The following is an 18966-nucleotide window of genomic DNA, read 5'->3' on the forward strand; positions in this document are numbered from 1 at the left end:
GTTTTAAGCTTATGACTGTTGTTTTTTTACTTGAAGTTTTTAAATGAAAATTAAATATTTAATTCTTGCGTTATTACCTTTTTCTTTGATGGCGTGTCAAACAGTTACCAATACTCCTGCTCCAATTGTATCTGAGCAACAACAAAACCTTGCAGCCACTTTAGGTGAATATGCTTGGACTTATCAAAATATAAAAGCTTCTAAACCACTTTTCCTTAACTTCAATACAGATGGCAAATTAGCAATCAATACTGGTTGTAATGGCCAAGGCGGTACTTGGAAAGTTGAAGGTAACCAACTTGTAACATCTCCTCTTGCATCAACAAAGATGGCTTGCCAAGATGATTTAATGAAACAAGAACAATTGTCGAATAGCATCTTTAATGAAGCAAAATTACCAATCGAAATTAGCAACACTAATGGTCAGGTGATTTTAAGCGTGACAGACAAATCTGGTCAAAAGCATATTTTCCAAGGTCAAAAAGCAGTAAATACTCAAGCTTTAACAGACTATTCTTGGTCATATCAGCCTGAAAATACTAAAAAACCAATCGTTCTTAACTTTACAAATGACCGTTTATCGATCGCAACGGGTTGTAATCGTCAAGGAACAACTTGGAAAGTTGAAAACAATACTATCGTAACAGCTGACGTAATGTCGACGATGATGGCATGTGAACCTGCTTTAATGAAACAGGAACAATTTTCTAGCAGCCTATTCCAAAAACGTGCAATTCCATTTGAACTCAATACCACAAACGTTGATCAACCAACATTAACTGTATCTGATGCTCAAGGCCAGAAATATACTTTCACAGGTAAAATGACACCTGAAGCAAAATATCAATCTGAAGGGAAAACGGTTTTCCTTGAAGTAGCTCCAGAAACTAAATCTTGTACTGGTGTTGCCCCACAAACTTGTATGCAAGTTCGTGAAATTAAATATGATGACAAAGGCGTTAAAACTTACGCTGACAAAAACTGGTCATTATATTATGGTCAAATCGAAGGTTTTGAACACAATCCAAACCAACGCGTAATTTTACGTGTAAAACGTTTTGAAGTGAAAAACCCAGCTGCAGACCAATCTAGTCAAGCAGATGTATTAGATATGGTTGTAGAACAAGAGTTAGTTAAAAAACCTAAAAAATAAGTTTTTAGACTAAAAAAATCCGATGCATAAGCATCGGATTTTTTGTTTCTATTTTAGTAAATACCTTGAGCAAGCATTGCATCAGCAACTTTTACGAAGCCTGCAATATTGGCACCGTCTACATAATTCACAGTCCCGTCTTCCTTAGTTCCATATCGTACACAGTTGGCATGAATGTCTTTCATAATTGCATGTAAGCGTTCATCGACTTCAGCATGGGTCCAGCTTAAACGAATTGCATTTTGAGACATTTCTAAACCAGATGTTGCAACACCACCCGCATTAGAGGCTTTTCCTGGCGCATACAAAATTTTAGCTTCGATAAAGTGTTCAACTGCTTCAAGTGTAGATGGCATATTAGCGCCTTCAGCGACACAAATGACACCATTTGCAATAAGCGTTTTAGCATCTTCACCTGTTAATTCATTTTGTGTAGCACATGGCAAAGCAATATCAACAGGAATATGCCAAGGCGTTTTTCCTTCAAAATATTCAAAACCATGTTTAGAAGCAAACTCGGAAATACGACCACGTTTAACGTTTTTCAGCTCCATGACTTCAGCAAGCAACTCATCTGTAAAACCATTTTTTAAATAAACTGTGCCGTTTGAGTCAGACAAAGTAACCACTTTTGCCCCTAAGAACATGGCTTTCTCTGCCGCGTATTGTGCAACGTTACCTGAGCCTGAAACAGACACTGTTTTACCAACGAAAGACTGCCCACGTGTTTTTAGCATTTCTTCTGCAAAATAAACCGTACCATAACCAGTTGCTTCAGGACGCATCAAGCTACCACCAAATGAAATTCCCTTACCGGTAAAAACACAAGCGGTGTCGTTACTCAGCTTTTTCATCATGCCTGCCATATAACCGACTTCACGTGCCCCCACGCCAATATCACCCGCAGGAATATCCGTATTTGGTCCTAAATGACGATAAAGCTCAATCATGAGTGCCTGACAGAATCGCATAATTTCAGCATCAGATTTACCTTTAGGATCAAAATCTGAACCACCTTTACCCCCACCCATCGGCAAAGTAGTAAGTGAGTTTTTAAAAGTCTGCTCAAAACCTAAAAATTTTAAAATTGATAGATTGACCGATGGATGGAAACGCATGCCACCTTTGAATGGACCAATTGCTGAATTGTATTGAACGCGGAAAGCACGATTAACTTGAGTCTGGCCTTGATCATCCATCCATGAAACACGAAATTGAATTACACGCTCTGGTTCAACCAAACGTTCTAGCAATCCCTGCTCTGCATATTCCGGATTTTTTTCAATAAATGGCCACAAACTTGTCATGACTTCTTCGACAGCTTGCAAGAACTCAGGTTGATGCGGATCACGCGCTTGCACGTAATTCATGAATTCATTCAGGTTGTTGTATTTCAATGCACGGTCCTCAGCATAGTAATGAATTAAATTAGTGCAATACATTTTTTAAATGCATCATTTAGCAGCAAAATATTAAATCCCTTTCCATCAATTTTAACAATAGTTATTTTGAATTATTTTATTAACCTTAATTATCAAAAACTTATTTTTAGAAAAACTTCTTAAAGATAAGAAATAGTCATTTAACTTTTCACTTTTATTGATCTATTATTGTGCAATATTGGCTACATTTTAGGTCAACCAAAAAGCCAATAAATTCGTTAAAATCCATTGACCTTACTTAGGTTTTTCTTCATTATCGCATCGTTTTAACCAAGCTATTTGCCCACTATGAATTCATCTATTTCTCTCATACGCGAGATTGATGCGTTATTACCACAGACTCAGTGTGGTTTATGTGGACATCGTGATGGATGTCTACCCTACGCAAAGTCGATTGCTGAAGGTGAAGAGGCAAATAAATGCGTTCCAGGTGGTCAGCCTGTAGCCGATGCACTCGCAAATTTATTAAATCGCCCTGTATTAGCCGCTGAAACTAGCGTATGGCCTGTACAAGCTGATGGCCGCCCACAGCGAATGAAAGCGATTATTCGTGAGGATGAATGTATTGGCTGCACCAAATGTATTAGTGCTTGCCCTGTAGATGCTATTATTGGAAGTGGTAAGCTCATGCATACCATCTTGACTGACTTATGTACGGGTTGTGAGCTATGTATTCCACCTTGTCCGGTAGATTGCATTGATTTGGTCGAAGACACTCAAGCATTACCAAATGAGCAACAGCGTATCGCTGAACAAAATGATTTAAGACAACGTTATTACGCTCACATTCAGCGTGAAGAAAAGCGTCGCAGTCACCGTAAAGGGCCTGTAGTACGCGCTGAAATTGATACCCAACTGTTTGCACAGTTCTCTCAGGCACTTGATGAAGTACCTTCAATTGAGCTCATCGAGAAACCCAAAGAAGTTGTGTCAACTGATGCAAAAACTACAATTGAGTTAGCGAAAATTCGTACACAAATTAAGAAACTGGAAAAACAGCTCAGTGTTCGTGAAGATGCTAAAAAGCGTCTTCAGCTTGAAGAACTGCAACAGCAACTCATGCAATTACAGGAGGTCTGAATGGCCGTCAAGAATATGACGAAAAAGCAGATTCAAATTTTCTTTGAACGCCTTCGTGAACAAAGACCTTCTCCAGAAACCGAGTTAAAATATTCCTCTCCATTTGAGCTACTTATTGCAGTTATGTTGTCAGCTCAAGCGACCGACGTAAGTGTTAATAAAGCAACGGATAAGCTCTACCCTATAGCAAATACCGCTGAAAAAATCTATAACTTAGGCGTAGATGGGTTAAAAGAATATATCAAGACAATTGGGCTTTATAACGCAAAAGCCGAAAATGTCATTAAGACCTGTAAGATTTTAATGGAGCAGTTTAACGGCGAAGTGCCAAGCAACAGAAAAGACTTAGAAGCTTTACCGGGTGTCGGGCGTAAAACAGCTAACGTGGTTTTAAATACGGCTTTCGGACAACCAACTATGGCAGTCGATACCCATATTTTCCGTGTCGGAAATCGAACCGGTTTAGCAGTAGGCAAAAATGTACTTGAGGTTGAACACCGTTTAGTTAAGGTTATTCCTAAAGAATTTATTTTAGATTCACATCACTGGCTCATATTGCATGGCCGTTATTGTTGTATCGCCCGTAAACCGAAATGTGCTGAATGTGTAGTTGCAGATGTCTGTAACTGGCCTGATCGCTTTGAATTTGGCGCACAAAAGCAAATTGCCATTAAAAATATTGAAGCTTAAAAAATATGGTTGGGTATCGGGATCATACCCAATCAAACTTACTTTAGGCGCTTTTTCTGATTACGCTCTTCTTTTGCTTGTTTTTGTACCTGTCTTAGCATTTTGTAGCTTTGAAAAGCCAAAAATATTAATAGTGCTAGACTCAGCAATACCACTAAAATCAATATGATTTTCATATTGTTCTCCTGCACCTAATGAAAGAAAAGAGCCCTCACAAAGAGGGCTCATTATCACAAACAATATTAAATTATTTGTCTAAGATATTGAATAAATCTTTTTGTACATCTTCAATTGTACGCAAACCATCAAGCTTGTCATAAGTTGGAGCATTCTCACCAGAAGCAGCGCGGCCTTGGTAGAAACCAACCAATTGCTCTGTTTCAGTGTGATAAGACGCTAAACGCTTACGGATTGTTTCTTCTTGGTCATCTGGACGTTGAACAAGGTCTTCACCAGTTTCATCATCTTTACCTTCCACTTTAGGTGGATTGTATACAGTGTGATAAACACGGCCAGAAGCTGGATGCTGACGACGACCAGAAAGACGTTTTACGATTTCTTCATCAGGAACATCAATTTCAATCACGTGATCAATGCTAATCCCTTCTTTTTCCAAAGCTTCAGCTTGTGGAATAGTACGTGGGAAACCATCAAAAATGCAGCCATTTGCACAGTCAGGTTGAGCAATACGTTCTTTTACTAAACCGATAATAAGTTCATCTGAAACCAAACCACCAGATTCCATTACACTTTTAGCTTTTAGACCTAATTCAGTACCTTCACGAATCGCAGCACGGAGCATATCACCGGTTGAAATTTGTGGGACATTGTAGCGCTTACAGATCAACTGAGCCTGAGTCCCTTTGCCTGCTCCAGGTGGTCCGAGTAAAATAATGCGCATAAAAAACATCCTCATTTAAAACAATGAATGTGAAGTCCGGCAGAGAAAGTTTCGTTAATCTTCAATAGATCCTGCCCGACATCGAATTATAAGAAAGCCACAAACAAATGTATTGTACCAGCAATAAATCCGGTTACCCCACCTAGTACAATAAGAATCCATTCATCCTCCTGAAATGCAGGACGTAATAAATTCTGAAATTCTTTTGGTGTTAGTTCACGAATACGCTCTTTAAACATTTGAAAAATCTTCTGTGCCCGGCTTGCGTTCAGTGCTGGGTCACATACGGGTCCCATCGTAATTTCAATTGAACGATCAATCAAGTCCGTCTTTAATCTTGCGTACTCTCTTGGCCCTAAAGAAAGCTGTAAAGAGGTACGAACTAACGGTGTTTCCATAATTTCGTTAATATGACGCTTGACGATACGGCGAGTTTTATCTTTACGCGGTCCGTACATCATTTCGGTCATAATCGTTTTTAACGTGATCAAATCTTCTGTGACTACGCTCGAAAACACATCAGAGACTTCCTCTTGACGCTTCATAAAAGCACCTTGGACATTATAGGTCCCAATTCGAAGAACTGGTACAATCCATGGAAACTTACGATCTTTTGTCAATCTAAAAATCTGTGGGTAACGAATATAATGCGGTTCAATTGGGTTAAATACCATCCAGATTGCGATCCAGTTGGTTAAGAAGCCCCAAATTGCAGCCCAAAATGGGACTGTCCAGTGCCATGGTACAACAAACCAAACCACCATTTGGAAAATACCAAAGAACATCCCGATTAAAGCACTAATATGCCAAATAAAGTTAATCTCTTTTTGACCAACCTTTAAGAACATACGGACCATTAAACGGCGATCACCTTCCATCTGGCTCACGACCATTTCACGCATATTCACCAGTGACTCGACATTCATGGTCAGCTCAGTCACTAATTCTTTTAACACACCCGGCAATTGCTTATGCGCTTGAGCATAAATACGGCGTTTAATCGAGTAAGGTAGATTTTCCCAAAGCACCGCATTACGATCGATCATGACTTCATCAATAAGATGTTCAAGTTCAAAACCGACTTGTTCACCAATAATACGCGCCATATCTTCAGGGTCCATTGCTTCTAAAAATTCACGCAATGAACCTAATTTAGATAAAGTATTATCGGTAATAATCCCAGAGATACGCCCAGCTTTACGTGGCACGATACCTTGCCAACCTACTGGTAATGGCCCTAAATGGAATCCCCAAAATTTAATCGGGTAAAACACCATTTTTAAAGCCATCCACACATGTGCCCATGTGACAAAAGCCGTTACTGGAATAATACTCAAAACGGCCCAAAAATCAGGTCTGTGTAAAAAGGTCTGCCACAATCCACTGACGTACTCTAACATGTAAGACTCTCGTATTTATTTGTGCTCTGCTTATGGCGAGTTAACGATAAACTGCTTTATTTTATAAACCAAAACTTAGAGAATAAGAAAATTGAATTTGTGGTTTAGTATCTGCAGCAACATTTCCGTTCTGGTCAGTTAATTTTTCAGCCGCACCAATACCCACACTAAAAGTGCTAATTCTTTCTGAATTTAACCACACATAGGCCAAATCAACACCCGCACCTAAACGGGATTTAAAATCACCATCAACCTCTTTACTATCAAGATGCCCAGCATAGAAACCGATATAGTAACCATTTTTGTCTGTGCCGGTAAGATAATAAGGATAGCGGAAGCCAACTTGTCCACCAGCTGTTTTATCACCATTCAAAAATGCACCAACTTTGGCATAGGCAATACCATACGGATTTACCCACTCACCGTTAAGATGTAATAATTTTTGAGTAACTCCAGCACCCACATTCCAATTAGATGCATTATGTCCTGCTAATTTTGCTTCCGGAAGAAACGAGTAGTCTTGAGCATAGGCCCAATTACTTACCGTCAAAACTGCAAGTAAGGGATAAATTTTTCTCATTATTTTCTCCATTTTCCCTAATCGTATTGTGAGAACAACCCTATTCTATTGAATGAGAGACTTTAACAGAATTATTTTGCTTCTTATATACAAGTATCTACAATTTTGTTGTCTGCAAAGTCAAAAAGTATCTTATTAAAATGCAATCAAACTTTGAAAATTATGCAATATTTTAAACGCTCTTGCGTTAGAATAAGCAGCTATTTTTCTTACTCTATGTCATTAAGTCGATCCTTATGAAGCAGCACTTTCCTTTAAAAGATATCCAGCAAGAAAAGCGCATTTATCGAGGTCGTATTTTTTTTGCCGTAGGGATAGTTACCATCTGCTTATTAGTCTTAATTAGCCGATACGCTTATCTACAAATTTTTCATTACGACGAATTCTCAACTGCATCTGACAAAAACCGCATTCGCTTACAACCACTTCCTCCTGCTCGTGGTTATATCTATGACAGAAATGGTGTATTACTGGCAGATAACTACCCTGTTTTTACAGCCACTTTAAGTAAAACAGATGTAGAAGATGTTGATGGTGTGGTTGAGCAACTACAGCCTATTTTAGATTTAACACAAGAAGATATTGACCGTTTTAAAAGCCGTGTAAAATCCGCTCGTAAAACTGAACGCGTCGCAATTAAACTTAATTTGACCGAAGCCAATATTGCTAAGTTTAGTGAAGCCAAATATAAGTTCCCGGGTGTAAGAATCGAAACACAAATGACCCGTTATTATCCACATGGTGAGTTATTTGCTCATGTGATTGGTTATGTCGGGCGTATCAACGATAAAGAATTAAAAAGTATTGATAAAGACTTATATGCTGGAACCAACCTCATTGGAAAGATTGGTGTTGAAAAAAGTTATGAAGATTTACTGCATGGAACACCGGGTTATGAATCTGTTGAAGCAGATGCACATAGCAATGTATTACGTCATTTAGGACGTAAAGACCCTACTCGCGGTAATGATCTCTATTTATCTTTAGATTATGGTTTGCAAGTTATCGCGTCACAGCAACTCGCAGGACGCCGTGGTGCTATTGTAGCCATTGACCCTCGTACTGGCGAAATTCTGGCTTTAGTGTCTAGTCCAAGTTTCAACCCTAATTTGTTTGTAACTGGAATTAGCCATACTGACTACAGCTCACTACGGGATAATTTAGATCAACCGCTTTATAACCGCGCTGTACAGGGTGTATATCCGCCCGGCTCTACCATTAAACCAATGGAAGCAATGGGTGGTTTACACTACAGTATTGTAGACTGGTCAACAGCAATTTCTGACCCGGGTTATTTCCACTTACCTGGTGACTCACATAAATTCCGTGACTGGAAGAAATCTGGTCATGGCATCGTGAATATGCATAAAGCCATTGTGCAATCATGTGATACCTATTTTTATATTCTTGCCCATCAAATGGGTATTGATCAAATGAACCAATGGATGCGTCAATTCGGGTTTGGTCAAAAAACAGGTGTCGACTTACCAAGTGAAAGTGAAGGCCTTTATCCAAATCCTGAATGGAAAATGCGTACTCGTAAAGCGAAGTGGATGAAGGGTGAAACTATTTCAGTCAGTATTGGTCAAGGTGCTTTTACAGCCACTCCTATACAACTTGCCATGGCAACTGCAATTACGGCAAACCATGGTTCCCACGTTACTCCGCATGTTTTACGTGCAACTCATGGTGCAAAACCATTTACTGTGCGTAATGCCCCCGATGGCAAAATTAACTTTAATGGAACCGACGAAGACTGGATTCAAATGCGCGATGCCATGATTGATGTAATTCAGTCAGGTACTGGCCGAGGGATTCGTACCCCTCTATATCAAATTGCAGGAAAAACTGGTACCGCACAGGTTAAGAGTATTGCACAGGGTAAACGTTATAACGAGGCAGCCTTGAGTGAACGTCAGCTTGACCATGGTCTATTTGTTGGCTTTGCCCCTGCTGACAAACCAGAAATCGCGATTGCAGTCATTTGGGAAAATGGTCGTCATGGTGGTTCTGCTGCTCAACTTGCACGACCTGTGTTTGATTACTGGCTATTAACTCGTAAGAAAAACCCGATTCGTCCAGCAAATCACCAAGTAAATGGTGGGCTAATGACGGCAGGAATTAAACCAGGTGAACTTCCAAGTGGCGGTGAAAGTTCTGGTCCAGCATCTGCTACTACCAACAAACCAGCAGCATCAACACCACAAGCGACTCCTGCTCGTCCTGCTACCAATGAGGCCGATGAATAATGAAAAATCAATTACGCATTATTGGAGGCGAATGGAAAAGACGAGTACTTCCTTTCGCTAGCATTGATGGCTTACGTCCAACTCCAGACAGAGTCCGTGAAACTCTATTTAACTGGCTCATGTGGGATATCCAAAATGCTCAGGTTCTCGACATCTGTACAGGCTCTGGCGCATTAGGTTTTGAGGCATTGTCACGTGGAGCTGCATCTGTTTATATGATTGAACCGGATAAAACTCAGGCAAGATTTTTAAAAGACAATATTGAACTCTTAAAAGCCCCAAATTGTCATTTAATTAATGCAACGGCTCAACAAGCTTTACCACGTTTAAAAGAACAATTCGATGTTGTGTTTTTAGACCCACCTTATAGTCTTGATTTATGGCATGAACTCTCGAACTTGGCCGAGCCTCATATTAAAAAGAATGGATACATTTACGTCGAAGCTGATCGAGATTTATCTCAACTTCTCCTCCCTTCAACATGGCAACAAGTTAAAACAACGAAAGCTGGTACCGTTCACGCAGGGCTTTACCAAAAAATAATCGAATAAAAAGGTAGCTCTAAGCTACCTTTTACTTTCAAAATTTTAGTTAGCTTAAGCCAATCACTGCAACAACTGCTGCACAGGCGCCAACAATTTTTTTGCCATATGGCACATATCGTGTAAGTGCAGCACCCAATGCTAAGCCACCACAATAAATTAAAGCCATAGCTGAAACCATACCCATTACTAATGCAACAACATGGCCTGAATGTGCTAATTCAACACCATGAGCCATGCCATGAAAGCTCGCAAGTAATGCCGCGGCGATAGACAAAATTCGATTTGATTTTGTCCATAGTGCAATTGCTGTAACGACTAAAGAAACGACTATACCGTATTCAGCCATATTAACTGGTACCAACCCTTGAGCACCTACTAAAAAACCTACCACCAAAGTAATACTTAAAGCAATGATTCCAGCAATTTTCCATTGCTTTGCCGCTGACCACAACAAGACACCAAAAGCCAAGGCCATCACTAAATGGTCTAATCCGGTAAAGGGATGAATAAAGCCTGCCATAAAACCCGAATGTTCATGATCATGTCCTGTGTGTGCCATTGCAAGTGCCGGCAATAATGCAAGGAGCCCTATGCCCCATTTTTTAATGAAGTTCATAATCTCTCCTTAAGCTTTAAACAGCCCTTGTTTCTCAATAAATTGAATAATTTCTTCAAGACCATCTTGGGTTTTCATATTTGAAAATAAGAATGGCTTTTCTCCACGCATGCGTTTCGCATCTTGATCCATCACATCAAGATTTGCGCCGACCATTGGTGCAAGGTCAGTTTTATTAATAATCAGTAAATCTGATTTGGTAATGCCCGGCCCACCTTTACGAGGAATCTTCTCCCCGCCAGCGACATCGATCACATATAGAGTTAAATCAGAAAGTTCTGGACTAAATGTCGCTGCTAAATTATCACCACCACTTTCAATAATAATGAGTTCTAAGCCTTCGAATTTTTCACACAAATCATCAATTGCGGCCAAGTTGATTGAAGCATCTTCACGTATGGCTGTGTGTGGGCAACCGCCTGTTTCTACACCCACAATACGATCTGGTGACATCGCCTCATTACGGGTTAAGAAATTTGAATCTTCTTTGGTGTAAATATCATTTGTCACCACAGCCATATTGTATTTATTACGCAAGGCTAAACATAAATTAAGTGTAAGTGCTGTTTTACCCGAACCCACTGGTCCGCCAATTCCAACTCGTAATGGACTACGCTCTGTCATGATTTTTATCCTTTTTTCCTAAACTTAAGATCTGAATAACCGTGAATATTGGGTTTCGTGTTTCATGCTCAGCATGGCATAACGAGGTAAAGCACTGCTCAATTGTTCATCATTAAGCTTTAAAGCTTTCTCTACCGCCTGCGGAACCAAACCATGCAAATGCCATAAAATTCTTTGCCCAGCCATTTGCCCTAAAGGAACTGTTTTTACTGCGGCTAAAACCTGATTTTCTAAAACAGTAAAGGTATAAGCCGTAAGCACATCCATGTCGTTGAGTTCGAGTCGACCACAGAGCTGTGCATAGACTGGCACAAAGCCAAACTGCTTTTTAACATCAACTGTTTTTTTTAAAACATCTTTAATCCATGCATTTAAAGAAAATGCTAATTGCTGAGATTCAGCGAGCAACTCTTTACTTTCTCTGCTAGCCTTATACAAATTTGCCCAAACCAGAAACTGCTCTAAGTCATCATAATGTTGCATAAGACGTTTAAGTACAGGCAACTCAAACCTCACCAACAACATCTCAAGCACTTCTTCAAAGTAAGCAATCGCTGAGGTTTCATCGTGTATTAAGCCAATATCAATGGCTGTTTCTACACCTTGTGAATAACAATACGCTCCAACTGGCAATGCCGTAGAAGACAGCGTCAGCAATTGCAGTAATTGCGCAGCACTATGAATGGACATGATGCAAAGCTTTAATTGGGCTTAATCGATGGTCATGAATATGCTGCGCATAAGCACCGCTTTCAGGTTCAAAAGGATGATTGGTTTCTGAAACCATAAGTCCCAGACCTTCTACCATTTCTGCAAGCACATGATCAGGCTCAAAATATAAAGCTGTAGGTGTCAGCATTAATGGCACATGTCTATTTCCTAAGTGATAAGCAGCTTTAAGCAAATCAAAATCGGTTTGAGCAGTGACTTGCATTAATCGCTCAGGCTTGGCATCAACACGCAATACATCGCCCTCTTGCGTTGCGATATATGAGCCACTACGCAAAATACCGGTACGCGGCAAATCAGCACCAATATCGATACCACTCGCTAAAGCCGCCCGAAACCGCGATTTTTGACGTGTATCAAAAGTCAGTTCAACCGTTTCAAAAGTCTGATCAGGAGAAATATCTTCAAGACGTTGGGTATAGATTTTCATTTAATTTCTCTCTCCTTACTTATTTCTTTCATATCTAAAGTCATGAGGCAAATCACCTCTATCAAACTCATTAAAATAAGAAATAACGTTGAGCCATTGGTAATACATCAGCAGGTTCACACGTTAATAATTCACCATCTGCTCGCACCTCATAAGTTTCAGGATGAACATGCATAACTGGACAATATGTGTTGTGCTTCATATCGGCTTTAGTAATTGCACGCGTGTTTTTACACGGGCTAATTAACTTTTTGAGGCTTAATTTCTCAGCAACTTGTTCATCGATTGAGACTTGAGATAAAAAGGTAATACAGGTGTTATGTACACCACGCGGATAAGCACCAAACATTGGACGATAATGCACGGGTTGAGGTGTTGGAATTGAAGCATTAATGTCACCCATCGGTGCTGCCGCAATCATACCCCCTTTAATAATCATGGAAGGTTTCACACCAAAAAAAGCTGGCTTCCATAACACTAAATCAGCAAGTTTTCCGACTTCAACAGAACCCACTTCATGACTTAAACCATGGGTAATTGCAGGGTTAATCGTATATTTAGCAATATAACGTTTAACACGATTGTTATCATGAAACTCATTATCACCCTCAAGAGGGCCACGTTGAATTTTCATTTTATGAGCAGTTTGCCAAGTTCGTAAAATCACCTCACCCACACGACCCATCGCCTGAGAGTCAGAAGACATCATGGCAATTGCGCCTAAATCTTGCAAAATATCTTCAGCGGCAATGGTTTCACGGCGGATACGACTTTCTGCAAAAGCGATATCCTCAGCAATTGCAGGATCTAAGTGGTGGCAAACCATGAGCATATCTAAATGCTCATCAATGGTATTAATCGTATAAGGGCGCGTTGGATTAGTAGAAGATGGCAAGACATTACTTTGCCCAATTGCTTTTAAAATGTCAGGTGCATGCCCACCACCCGCACCTTCTGTATGGTACGTATGAATGGTACGGTTTTTAAATGCGGCCAGTGTTTCTTCTAAAAAGCCACCCTCATTTAAAGTATCTGTATGAATTGCTACCTGAACATCAAACTCATCTGCCACACTCAAACAGTTATCAATCGCTGCTGGTGTTGAACCCCAATCTTCATGTAGTTTCAACCCAATTACCCCAGCTTTAATTTGCTCTCGAATTGGGTCAGGTAAACTCAAATTCCCTTTGCCTAATAGACCAATATTCATAGGCAAATCATCAATCGCCTGTAACATGGTCGCAATATGCCAAGGCCCTGGAGTCACTGTGGTTGCCGAAGTTCCGGCTGCTGGTCCTGTACCGCCACCGACCATTGTTGTTGTACCCGACATTAGCGCAGTTTCAACTTGTTGCGGGCAAATCCAGTGAATGTGAGTATCAATACCACCCGCCGTTAAAATTTGTCCTTCACCCGCAATCACTTCTGTTGCAGCGCCTAAAGGAATGGTTATGTCAGGTTGAATATCTGGATTTCCAGCTTTTCCTATTTTCCAGATGCGACCATTTTTTAAACCAACATCCGCCTTTACAATCCCCCACCAATCCACAATCAAAGCATTAGTAATGACTGTGTCAGCAACTTCATCAGCTAAAAGTTGAGATTGCCCCATTCCATCACGAATGACTTTGCCACCGCCAAATTTAACTTCTTCACCATAGGTCGTTAAGTCTTGCTCAACCTCAATAAAAAGCTCTGTATCAGCCAAGCGAATACGGTCACCAACCGTTGGACCAAACATCTCAGCATATGCACGACGTGACATTTTCATAACTTATTACTCATCTCTTTCATTATCGTTGTTATGTTTAATCCAACTTGCCCATGACGCGGCCTGCGAAACCATATACTTCTCGCTTACCAGCTAAAGCAACAAGCTCAACTTCCCGAGTTTGTCCCGGTTCAAAACGAATTGCTGTACCAGCTGCAATATTCAGTCGAAAACCCTTCGCCATTTCGCGATCAAACTGTAATGCATCATTTGCTTCATAAAAATGAAAATGAGAACCTACCTGAATAGGCCGATCGCCAATGTTGGCAACCACAACTTTTAAAGTTTGTCGCCCAACATTCAGTTCAATATCAGCATCTGGAGTAATGATTTCACCGGGGATCATAAGCGTTCCTTTTATACGATTGGCTGATGGACTGTGACTAATTTCGAGCCATCTGGAAAAGTTGCCTCGACCTGAACCTCAGCAATCATTTCTGGCACACCATCCATCACATCTTCGCGCTTTAATAAGGTAGTACCGTAATGCATCAAGTCACTGACCGTCATACCGTCTCGTGCACCTTCAAGTAAAGCGGCTGAAATAAAAGCAATAGCTTCTGGATAATTCAGTTTCAAACCACGTGCTTTACGACGCTCAGCCACTAAACCTGCAGTAAAAATGAGTAACTTATCTTTTTCTGTTGGATTGAGTTCCATTTCTCTTTCCTAAATTGCATTTATATTGTTTAAGCAAAATACGTGCTCAAAAGTAGCATACTTGTTTTAACTGTTTTTTAAATACGCAATTTAACATAACTTAAGTTTTCCAAATTCTTGGAAATTCTTCATCTAAATCAAACCAATAACGTCTTAATCTTGCTCGTATGGCCGCAAAAGCATCATGACAATGTCGGACATCATTTCCCAGAAACCGCGCACAAACCACATCATCCAATAATGTTAATGTGACAGGTGCTTGCATACGCATCATCAATTCACGAATGAGTTCTAGCTGCTGTTCTAAATAAAAAGAAGATCGATATTTCTCAGGTGAAACCGCCCAAAAGCTTCCCATAACTGCCTGATTATTCATACCTAAGCATGAACTCAGCCAACGATCTTCACCTTCAAAATACAATGTATCTGCAACCAATAATTTTTGTTCTCGCCACAACTTAAACTGGTTGTGATAACTACCCTGAACAAAACGCTCAGCACGTGCCTGCCGCCCGACTACCAACATATCCCATCCAATAAAGCTTGCAGCAGCATCAAGATGAATATGAGTTTCTGAATGTGCTAAAGCCCCATCAAACAGCATCGTTTCTTGTGGAACCCACTCTAAAATGGACTGATCTTTCACATGCAAGTGAATATGTTGAAAAGCTTGCTTACCATTGGTTTTGTACCATTTTCCCGCACCCGGAGTAGTTACTACAGCGTGAGCTTGATCTTTGGTTTCAATTTCAAAAGTAAGGTGATCTCCTCCTGCAATTCCTGCTGGAGGATGAACAATAATGGCATGACATACACCCTTTTTTTCTGGCCAGAGCATTTTTTGCACCCTTACAGGGCCATAATGCTTTCTATGACTCATAATGGTGCGTAAATTTTCAAAACAAAAACCGAGCTCTAGTTGTGCATACCAAAATGGTGCTGACGAGTTTTTTGAAGACGGTTGTGCCTGATTCATTCTGGTTCATATGTTCAAAATAAGTGCTTAAACTTATAAGCAAAATACGCACCAAATATAAAAATAAGTCAACTGATAAAATTAGATACAATTTTTCGATTTTAATGAGTTAAAAAATCATCAGTGTCTAACATAAAACCACAGTAACTTATGGAATTGTTTATACAATAGCGCCCATCGTTGCTTCCGTACTTGCTCTCCATGAAACTTTTGTTCGTGTTAACCCCACTCGTCTTTTTAACTGGGTGTATTTTTGGCCAATCTAGTGAGGTCAAACGTGCAGAAAAGATCCTACATAATTTCGAATGTAAAAATGTTGAGACAAGCCAGATCGCAACAAGCTCTATTAATTCTTACTACCAACAATCTTTAGCGGTAAGCAAAGAAAAAGCGACTTCATATGTAGAGAGCTACAAAAATGGTGAAGAATTATTCGACATGCCGCTTGATGAGGTTTTAAAGCAACAATATCAACTTTATAAATCGGCTTGTGATTCTTTAGGTGGAGTTTCATCACAACCGTAATTTATAAGGTATTCATTAAATCGTTTTAGTGAATACCTCCTTTTTATTTTTGTTTTAATAATTATTCAAAATTTACTCACTTTACCTTTTGTTAAAATTAAATTACATACTTAAACTTTTATTAAGCTCTCATATTTCATAGCCTGTTCATTGCTTTTTTATTTATTTTCCGAGGTTTAGATCATCATGAAAAAAACATTATTATCAGTTGCACTTGTAAGTGCCCTTCTTGTTGCTTGTAGTAAAAATGAAAATAAATCTGACACACCACCACAAGCCTCTGCTCCTGCACAAACTACTGAATCAAATAACAATGCAGTAGATACCGCACATACAGCTGAAAACTCACTCGATTGGGACGGTACATATAAAGGTACTCTTCCATGTGCAGACTGTGAAGGAATTAAAACCGAATTAGAACTTAAAGATGATAAAACCTATGAACTAACTGAAACTTATCTTGGTAAAGGTGATACAAAACCATTTGAAACTCATGGTACCTTTACTTTTGAAAAAGATAATACTTCAGTCATTACTTTAGATGATAAAGGTCAAAACCGTAAATTCTTTATCGGAGAAAATACTGCAACTGCTTTAGATATGGAAGGTAAGAAAGTTGAAGGATCTTTAGCTCAGCACTATGTTTTGAAAAAATAATTTTTAATAATTAAAAAACCCGCTCATTTGAGCGGGTTTTTTTATGAATCAATTCTTAGTGAGCTGCGAATTGGTTCATTGTGTTTTTAGCATCGTCATGCGCTTTAAGAGCATTGTCACCAGAGAAGATTTCTTTGTGATCATCACCGATGTCAGAACCCGCCATTGCTTGGTGTTTAACACAAGCGATGCCACCGCGGATTTCTTTACGTTGTACGCCAGCAACATAAGCCAACATACCTTCAGAACCGAAGTAACCTTGTGCAAGCTCATGAGTAGAAAGAGCCGCAGTGTGGTAAGTCGGAAGTGTGATCAAGTGATGGAACACACCTGCTTCGCGAGAAGCATCTGCTTGGAAAGTACGGATCTTGTCATCAGCATCAGCAGCTAATTCAGTGTTGTCATATTCAGCACTCATTAATTTAGCGCGGTCATATGCAGAAACATCTTTACCTTCAGCAACCCAACGGTCGTAAGCTTGTTGACGGAAGTTTAAAGTCCAGTTGAATGATGGGCTGTTGTTATAAACAAGCTTAGCATTTGGAACAACTTCTTTAACACGGTTAACCATGTGTGCGATTTCCTCTACGTTTGGAGTCGCAGTTTCGATCCAAAGAAGGTCAGCACCATTTTGTAAGCTAGACACACAGTCAAGTACAACACGGTCAATTTGAGTGTCAGCACGGAACTGATATAAGCCAGAAGGTAAACGCTTAGGACGGTGTAATTTACCATCACGCTTGATTAAGATTTCATCTTCTTGAGCATCAGCAATGTCAATTTCTTGAGTATCTAAGTAGCTGATGTATTGAGAAGCAATGTCACCTGGCTCTTTAACCACTGGGATTTTTTGAGTCAAGTCAGCGCCTTCAGAGTCAGTACGCGCAACAATGATACCTTCTTCAAGACCCATTTCTAAGAATGCATAACGTAATGCATGGATCTTAGCGATGAAGTCTTCGTGTGGAACAGTTACTTTACCAGCTTGGTGACCACATTGTTTAGCATCAGATACTTGGTTTTCGATTTGAAGCGCACAAGCACCAGCTTCGATCATTTTCTTAGCAAGTAAGTAAGTTGCTTCTTCGTTACCGAAACCAGCATCGATGTCCGCAATAATTGGTACAACGTGAGTTTCAAAGTTGTCGATTTGAGCTGTGATTTCAGCTGCTTTAGCAGTATCACCAGCTTCTTGTGCTTTTTTAAGTGCACGGAATAAGTCGTTTAATTCTTTTGCGTCAGCTTGACGTAAGAAAGTATAGATTTCTTCGATCAATGCAGGAACAGAAGTTTTTTCGTGCATAGATTGGTCAGGAAGTGGACCAAATTCAGAACGAAGAGCAGCAACCATCCAACCAGAAAGGTAGATATAACGTTTGCTTGTAGTACCGAAATATTTTTTGTTCGCAATCATTTTTTGTTGTGCGATGAAACCATGCCAGCAACCTAATGATTGAGTGTATTTGCTTGAGTCAGCATCGTATTCAGCCATATCACGACGCATAATCGCAGCTGTATACTTAGCAATATCTAAACCTGTTTTGAAACGGTTTTGAAGTTGCATACGAGCAGCATCTTCTGGGCTAATGTCTGCCCAAGTGTTGCCGAATTTTGCTTTTAATTGACGTACTGCATCAATCGCTGTTTGATATGTAGTCATGATATTGTCCTGTATTCATTTTAGGATTTCATCGATTGAAGCCTAGAGTCACGTTACTTAAATTTCTTATGACACCAGCTGCTTCTTCATGAACACAGCTTAGACTTAGCCAATCAATTAATCCAATATCCTTTGTTAATCTTCAGTATTTATTTAAAAAATATACCAATAAATCGATATTATAGATAAAACCAAAAACCTTAACACTTTGTTTATAAAAATAAAATTATCCTAAAGGAGTATAGAGTTTTATTATAAAAACTCAGTAAGTCTTATTT

Annotated in this window: 20 protein-coding genes and 1 pseudogene; 7 read left to right on the plus strand and 14 right to left on the minus strand. The window is 39.6% G+C overall.

Features of this window, described 5'->3' with window-relative positions:
* Nucleotides 1-43: 43 nt before the first annotated feature.
* Nucleotides 44-1153 (plus strand): META and DUF4377 domain-containing protein, encoded by a 1110-nt coding sequence (locus HUN22_RS07685; protein ID WP_174727727.1) that lies wholly within the window; start codon nucleotides 44-46, stop codon nucleotides 1151-1153.
* A 53-nt stretch (nucleotides 1154-1206) separates the two neighbouring features.
* Here HUN22_RS07685 and gdhA read toward each other — a convergent pair.
* Nucleotides 1207-2611 (minus strand): annotated as a pseudogene (gdhA, locus tag HUN22_RS07690) (NADP-specific glutamate dehydrogenase).
* Between the two features lie 272 nt (nucleotides 2612-2883).
* Between gdhA and HUN22_RS07695 the strand changes: the two are divergent.
* Together HUN22_RS07695 and nth are read left to right on the plus strand one after the other, a co-directional pair.
* Entirely contained in the window at nucleotides 2884-3675 is a 792-nt protein-coding gene (locus HUN22_RS07695) for an RnfABCDGE type electron transport complex subunit B (protein WP_174727732.1), read from the plus strand.
* Nucleotides 3676-4365, plus strand: a complete 690-nt coding sequence (gene nth, locus HUN22_RS07700; protein WP_174727735.1) for an endonuclease III — start codon at nucleotides 3676-3678, stop codon at nucleotides 4363-4365.
* A 38-nt stretch (nucleotides 4366-4403) separates the two neighbouring features.
* On the opposite strand, the gene HUN22_RS07705 is transcribed toward nth, so the two are convergent.
* The 4 genes from HUN22_RS07705 to HUN22_RS07720 form a co-directional block, all read right to left on the minus strand.
* Entirely contained in the window at nucleotides 4404-4541 is a 138-nt protein-coding gene (locus HUN22_RS07705; protein ID WP_368074575.1) for a hypothetical protein, read from the minus strand.
* A 71-nt stretch (nucleotides 4542-4612) separates the two neighbouring features.
* Nucleotides 4613-5266: an adenylate kinase gene (adk, locus tag HUN22_RS07710; protein WP_002117671.1), complete on the minus strand. Its 654-nt coding sequence runs from the start codon at nucleotides 5264-5266 to the stop codon at nucleotides 4613-4615.
* 86 nt (nucleotides 5267-5352) lie between these two features.
* Entirely contained in the window at nucleotides 5353-6666 is a 1314-nt protein-coding gene (locus HUN22_RS07715; RefSeq protein WP_108008627.1) for a hypothetical protein, read from the minus strand.
* Between the two features lie 61 nt (nucleotides 6667-6727).
* Nucleotides 6728-7246, minus strand: coding sequence for a hypothetical protein (locus HUN22_RS07720; protein ID WP_174727741.1), 519 nt, complete (start codon nucleotides 7244-7246; stop codon nucleotides 6728-6730).
* A gap of 236 nt (nucleotides 7247-7482) precedes the next feature.
* Here HUN22_RS07720 and mrdA point away from each other — a divergent pair, with 236 nt between their 5' ends.
* Nucleotides 7483-9495 carry a penicillin-binding protein 2 gene (gene mrdA / locus HUN22_RS07725; RefSeq protein ID WP_174727744.1) on the plus strand — a complete coding sequence of 671 codons (2013 nt, stop codon included), beginning with the start codon at nucleotides 7483-7485 and terminating at the stop codon, nucleotides 9493-9495.
* Nucleotides 9495-10046 (plus strand): 16S rRNA (guanine(966)-N(2))-methyltransferase RsmD, encoded by a 552-nt coding sequence (gene rsmD, locus HUN22_RS07730; protein ID WP_174727747.1) that lies wholly within the window; start codon nucleotides 9495-9497, stop codon nucleotides 10044-10046. Before mrdA ends, rsmD begins: the two co-directional genes overlap by 1 nt.
* A 40-nt stretch (nucleotides 10047-10086) precedes the next feature.
* On the opposite strand, the gene HUN22_RS07735 is transcribed toward rsmD, so the two are convergent.
* The 8 genes from HUN22_RS07735 to HUN22_RS07770 form a co-directional block, all read right to left on the minus strand.
* Nucleotides 10087-10656 carry a HupE/UreJ family protein gene (locus HUN22_RS07735; RefSeq protein WP_174727750.1) on the minus strand — a complete coding sequence of 190 codons (570 nt, stop codon included), beginning with the start codon at nucleotides 10654-10656 and terminating at the stop codon, nucleotides 10087-10089.
* 9 nt (nucleotides 10657-10665) lie between these two features.
* Complete coding sequence (gene ureG / locus HUN22_RS07740) at nucleotides 10666-11280, minus strand: urease accessory protein UreG (protein ID WP_002117800.1); 615 nt, start codon at nucleotides 11278-11280, stop codon at nucleotides 10666-10668.
* A 24-nt stretch (nucleotides 11281-11304) separates the two neighbouring features.
* Nucleotides 11305-11970, minus strand: a complete 666-nt coding sequence (locus tag HUN22_RS07745; RefSeq protein ID WP_174727753.1) for an urease accessory protein UreF — start codon at nucleotides 11968-11970, stop codon at nucleotides 11305-11307.
* Nucleotides 11957-12439 (minus strand): urease accessory protein UreE, encoded by a 483-nt coding sequence (gene ureE / locus HUN22_RS07750; protein ID WP_174727757.1) that lies wholly within the window; start codon nucleotides 12437-12439, stop codon nucleotides 11957-11959. The genes HUN22_RS07745 and ureE overlap by 14 nt, the downstream gene beginning before the upstream one ends.
* A 70-nt stretch (nucleotides 12440-12509) precedes the next feature.
* Complete coding sequence (gene ureC, locus HUN22_RS07755; protein ID WP_174727760.1) at nucleotides 12510-14210, minus strand: urease subunit alpha; 1701 nt, start codon at nucleotides 14208-14210, stop codon at nucleotides 12510-12512.
* Between the two features lie 37 nt (nucleotides 14211-14247).
* A complete protein-coding gene (locus HUN22_RS07760; RefSeq protein WP_003653016.1) occupies nucleotides 14248-14556 on the minus strand; it encodes an urease subunit beta in 309 nt (102 codons plus the stop codon).
* Between the two features lie 11 nt (nucleotides 14557-14567).
* Entirely contained in the window at nucleotides 14568-14870 is a 303-nt protein-coding gene (gene ureA, locus HUN22_RS07765; RefSeq protein WP_002117495.1) for an urease subunit gamma, read from the minus strand.
* A 100-nt stretch (nucleotides 14871-14970) separates the two neighbouring features.
* Nucleotides 14971-15846, minus strand: coding sequence for an urease accessory protein UreD (locus tag HUN22_RS07770; protein WP_217488108.1), 876 nt, complete (start codon nucleotides 15844-15846; stop codon nucleotides 14971-14973).
* Nucleotides 15847-16047: 201 nt separating this feature from the next.
* Here HUN22_RS07770 and HUN22_RS07775 point away from each other — a divergent pair, with 201 nt between their 5' ends.
* On the plus strand, nucleotides 16048-16371 hold the full coding sequence (locus HUN22_RS07775) for a hypothetical protein (RefSeq protein WP_174727763.1): 324 nt from the start codon (nucleotides 16048-16050) through the stop codon (nucleotides 16369-16371).
* Nucleotides 16372-16557: 186 nt separating this feature from the next.
* Nucleotides 16558-17028 carry a copper resistance protein NlpE gene (locus HUN22_RS07780; protein ID WP_174727766.1) on the plus strand — a complete coding sequence of 157 codons (471 nt, stop codon included), beginning with the start codon at nucleotides 16558-16560 and terminating at the stop codon, nucleotides 17026-17028.
* Nucleotides 17029-17083: 55 nt separating this feature from the next.
* Here HUN22_RS07780 and HUN22_RS07785 read toward each other — a convergent pair whose 3' ends face one another.
* The gene (locus HUN22_RS07785) at nucleotides 17084-18688 is read right to left on the minus strand and encodes an isocitrate lyase (protein WP_002117581.1); all 1605 of its coding nucleotides are present in this window, start codon (nucleotides 18686-18688) and stop codon (nucleotides 17084-17086) included.
* Between the last annotated feature and the right edge of the window lie 278 nt (nucleotides 18689-18966).

Source organism: Acinetobacter lactucae (assembly GCF_013344765.1).
GTDB classification, from domain to species: domain Bacteria; phylum Pseudomonadota; class Gammaproteobacteria; order Pseudomonadales; family Moraxellaceae; genus Acinetobacter; species Acinetobacter lactucae_A.

Coding starts and splice junctions, on each gene's coding strand:
- HUN22_RS07685 (WP_174727727.1), top strand. CDS start 44: ATGAAAATTAAATATTTAATTCTTGCGTTATTACCTTTTTCTTTGATG.
- HUN22_RS07695 (WP_174727732.1), top strand. CDS start 2,884: ATGAATTCATCTATTTCTCTCATACGCGAGATTGATGCGTTATTACCA.
- nth (WP_174727735.1), top strand. CDS start 3,676: ATGGCCGTCAAGAATATGACGAAAAAGCAGATTCAAATTTTCTTTGAA.
- HUN22_RS07705 (WP_368074575.1), bottom strand. CDS start 4,541: ATGAAAATCATATTGATTTTAGTGGTATTGCTGAGTCTAGCACTATTA.
- adk (WP_002117671.1), bottom strand. CDS start 5,266: ATGCGCATTATTTTACTCGGACCACCTGGAGCAGGCAAAGGGACTCAG.
- HUN22_RS07715 (WP_108008627.1), bottom strand. CDS start 6,666: ATGTTAGAGTACGTCAGTGGATTGTGGCAGACCTTTTTACACAGACCT.
- HUN22_RS07720 (WP_174727741.1), bottom strand. CDS start 7,246: ATGAGAAAAATTTATCCCTTACTTGCAGTTTTGACGGTAAGTAATTGG.
- mrdA (WP_174727744.1), top strand. CDS start 7,483: ATGAAGCAGCACTTTCCTTTAAAAGATATCCAGCAAGAAAAGCGCATT.
- rsmD (WP_174727747.1), top strand. CDS start 9,495: ATGAAAAATCAATTACGCATTATTGGAGGCGAATGGAAAAGACGAGTA.
- HUN22_RS07735 (WP_174727750.1), bottom strand. CDS start 10,656: ATGAACTTCATTAAAAAATGGGGCATAGGGCTCCTTGCATTATTGCCG.
- ureG (WP_002117800.1), bottom strand. CDS start 11,280: ATGACAGAGCGTAGTCCATTACGAGTTGGAATTGGCGGACCAGTGGGT.
- HUN22_RS07745 (WP_174727753.1), bottom strand. CDS start 11,970: ATGTCCATTCATAGTGCTGCGCAATTACTGCAATTGCTGACGCTGTCT.
- ureE (WP_174727757.1), bottom strand. CDS start 12,439: ATGAAAATCTATACCCAACGTCTTGAAGATATTTCTCCTGATCAGACT.
- ureC (WP_174727760.1), bottom strand. CDS start 14,210: ATGAAAATGTCACGTCGTGCATATGCTGAGATGTTTGGTCCAACGGTT.
- HUN22_RS07760 (WP_003653016.1), bottom strand. CDS start 14,556: ATGATCCCCGGTGAAATCATTACTCCAGATGCTGATATTGAACTGAAT.
- ureA (WP_002117495.1), bottom strand. CDS start 14,870: ATGGAACTCAATCCAACAGAAAAAGATAAGTTACTCATTTTTACTGCA.
- HUN22_RS07770 (WP_217488108.1), bottom strand. CDS start 15,846: ATGAATCAGGCACAACCGTCTTCAAAAAACTCGTCAGCACCATTTTGG.
- HUN22_RS07775 (WP_174727763.1), top strand. CDS start 16,048: ATGAAACTTTTGTTCGTGTTAACCCCACTCGTCTTTTTAACTGGGTGT.
- HUN22_RS07780 (WP_174727766.1), top strand. CDS start 16,558: ATGAAAAAAACATTATTATCAGTTGCACTTGTAAGTGCCCTTCTTGTT.
- HUN22_RS07785 (WP_002117581.1), bottom strand. CDS start 18,688: ATGACTACATATCAAACAGCGATTGATGCAGTACGTCAATTAAAAGCA.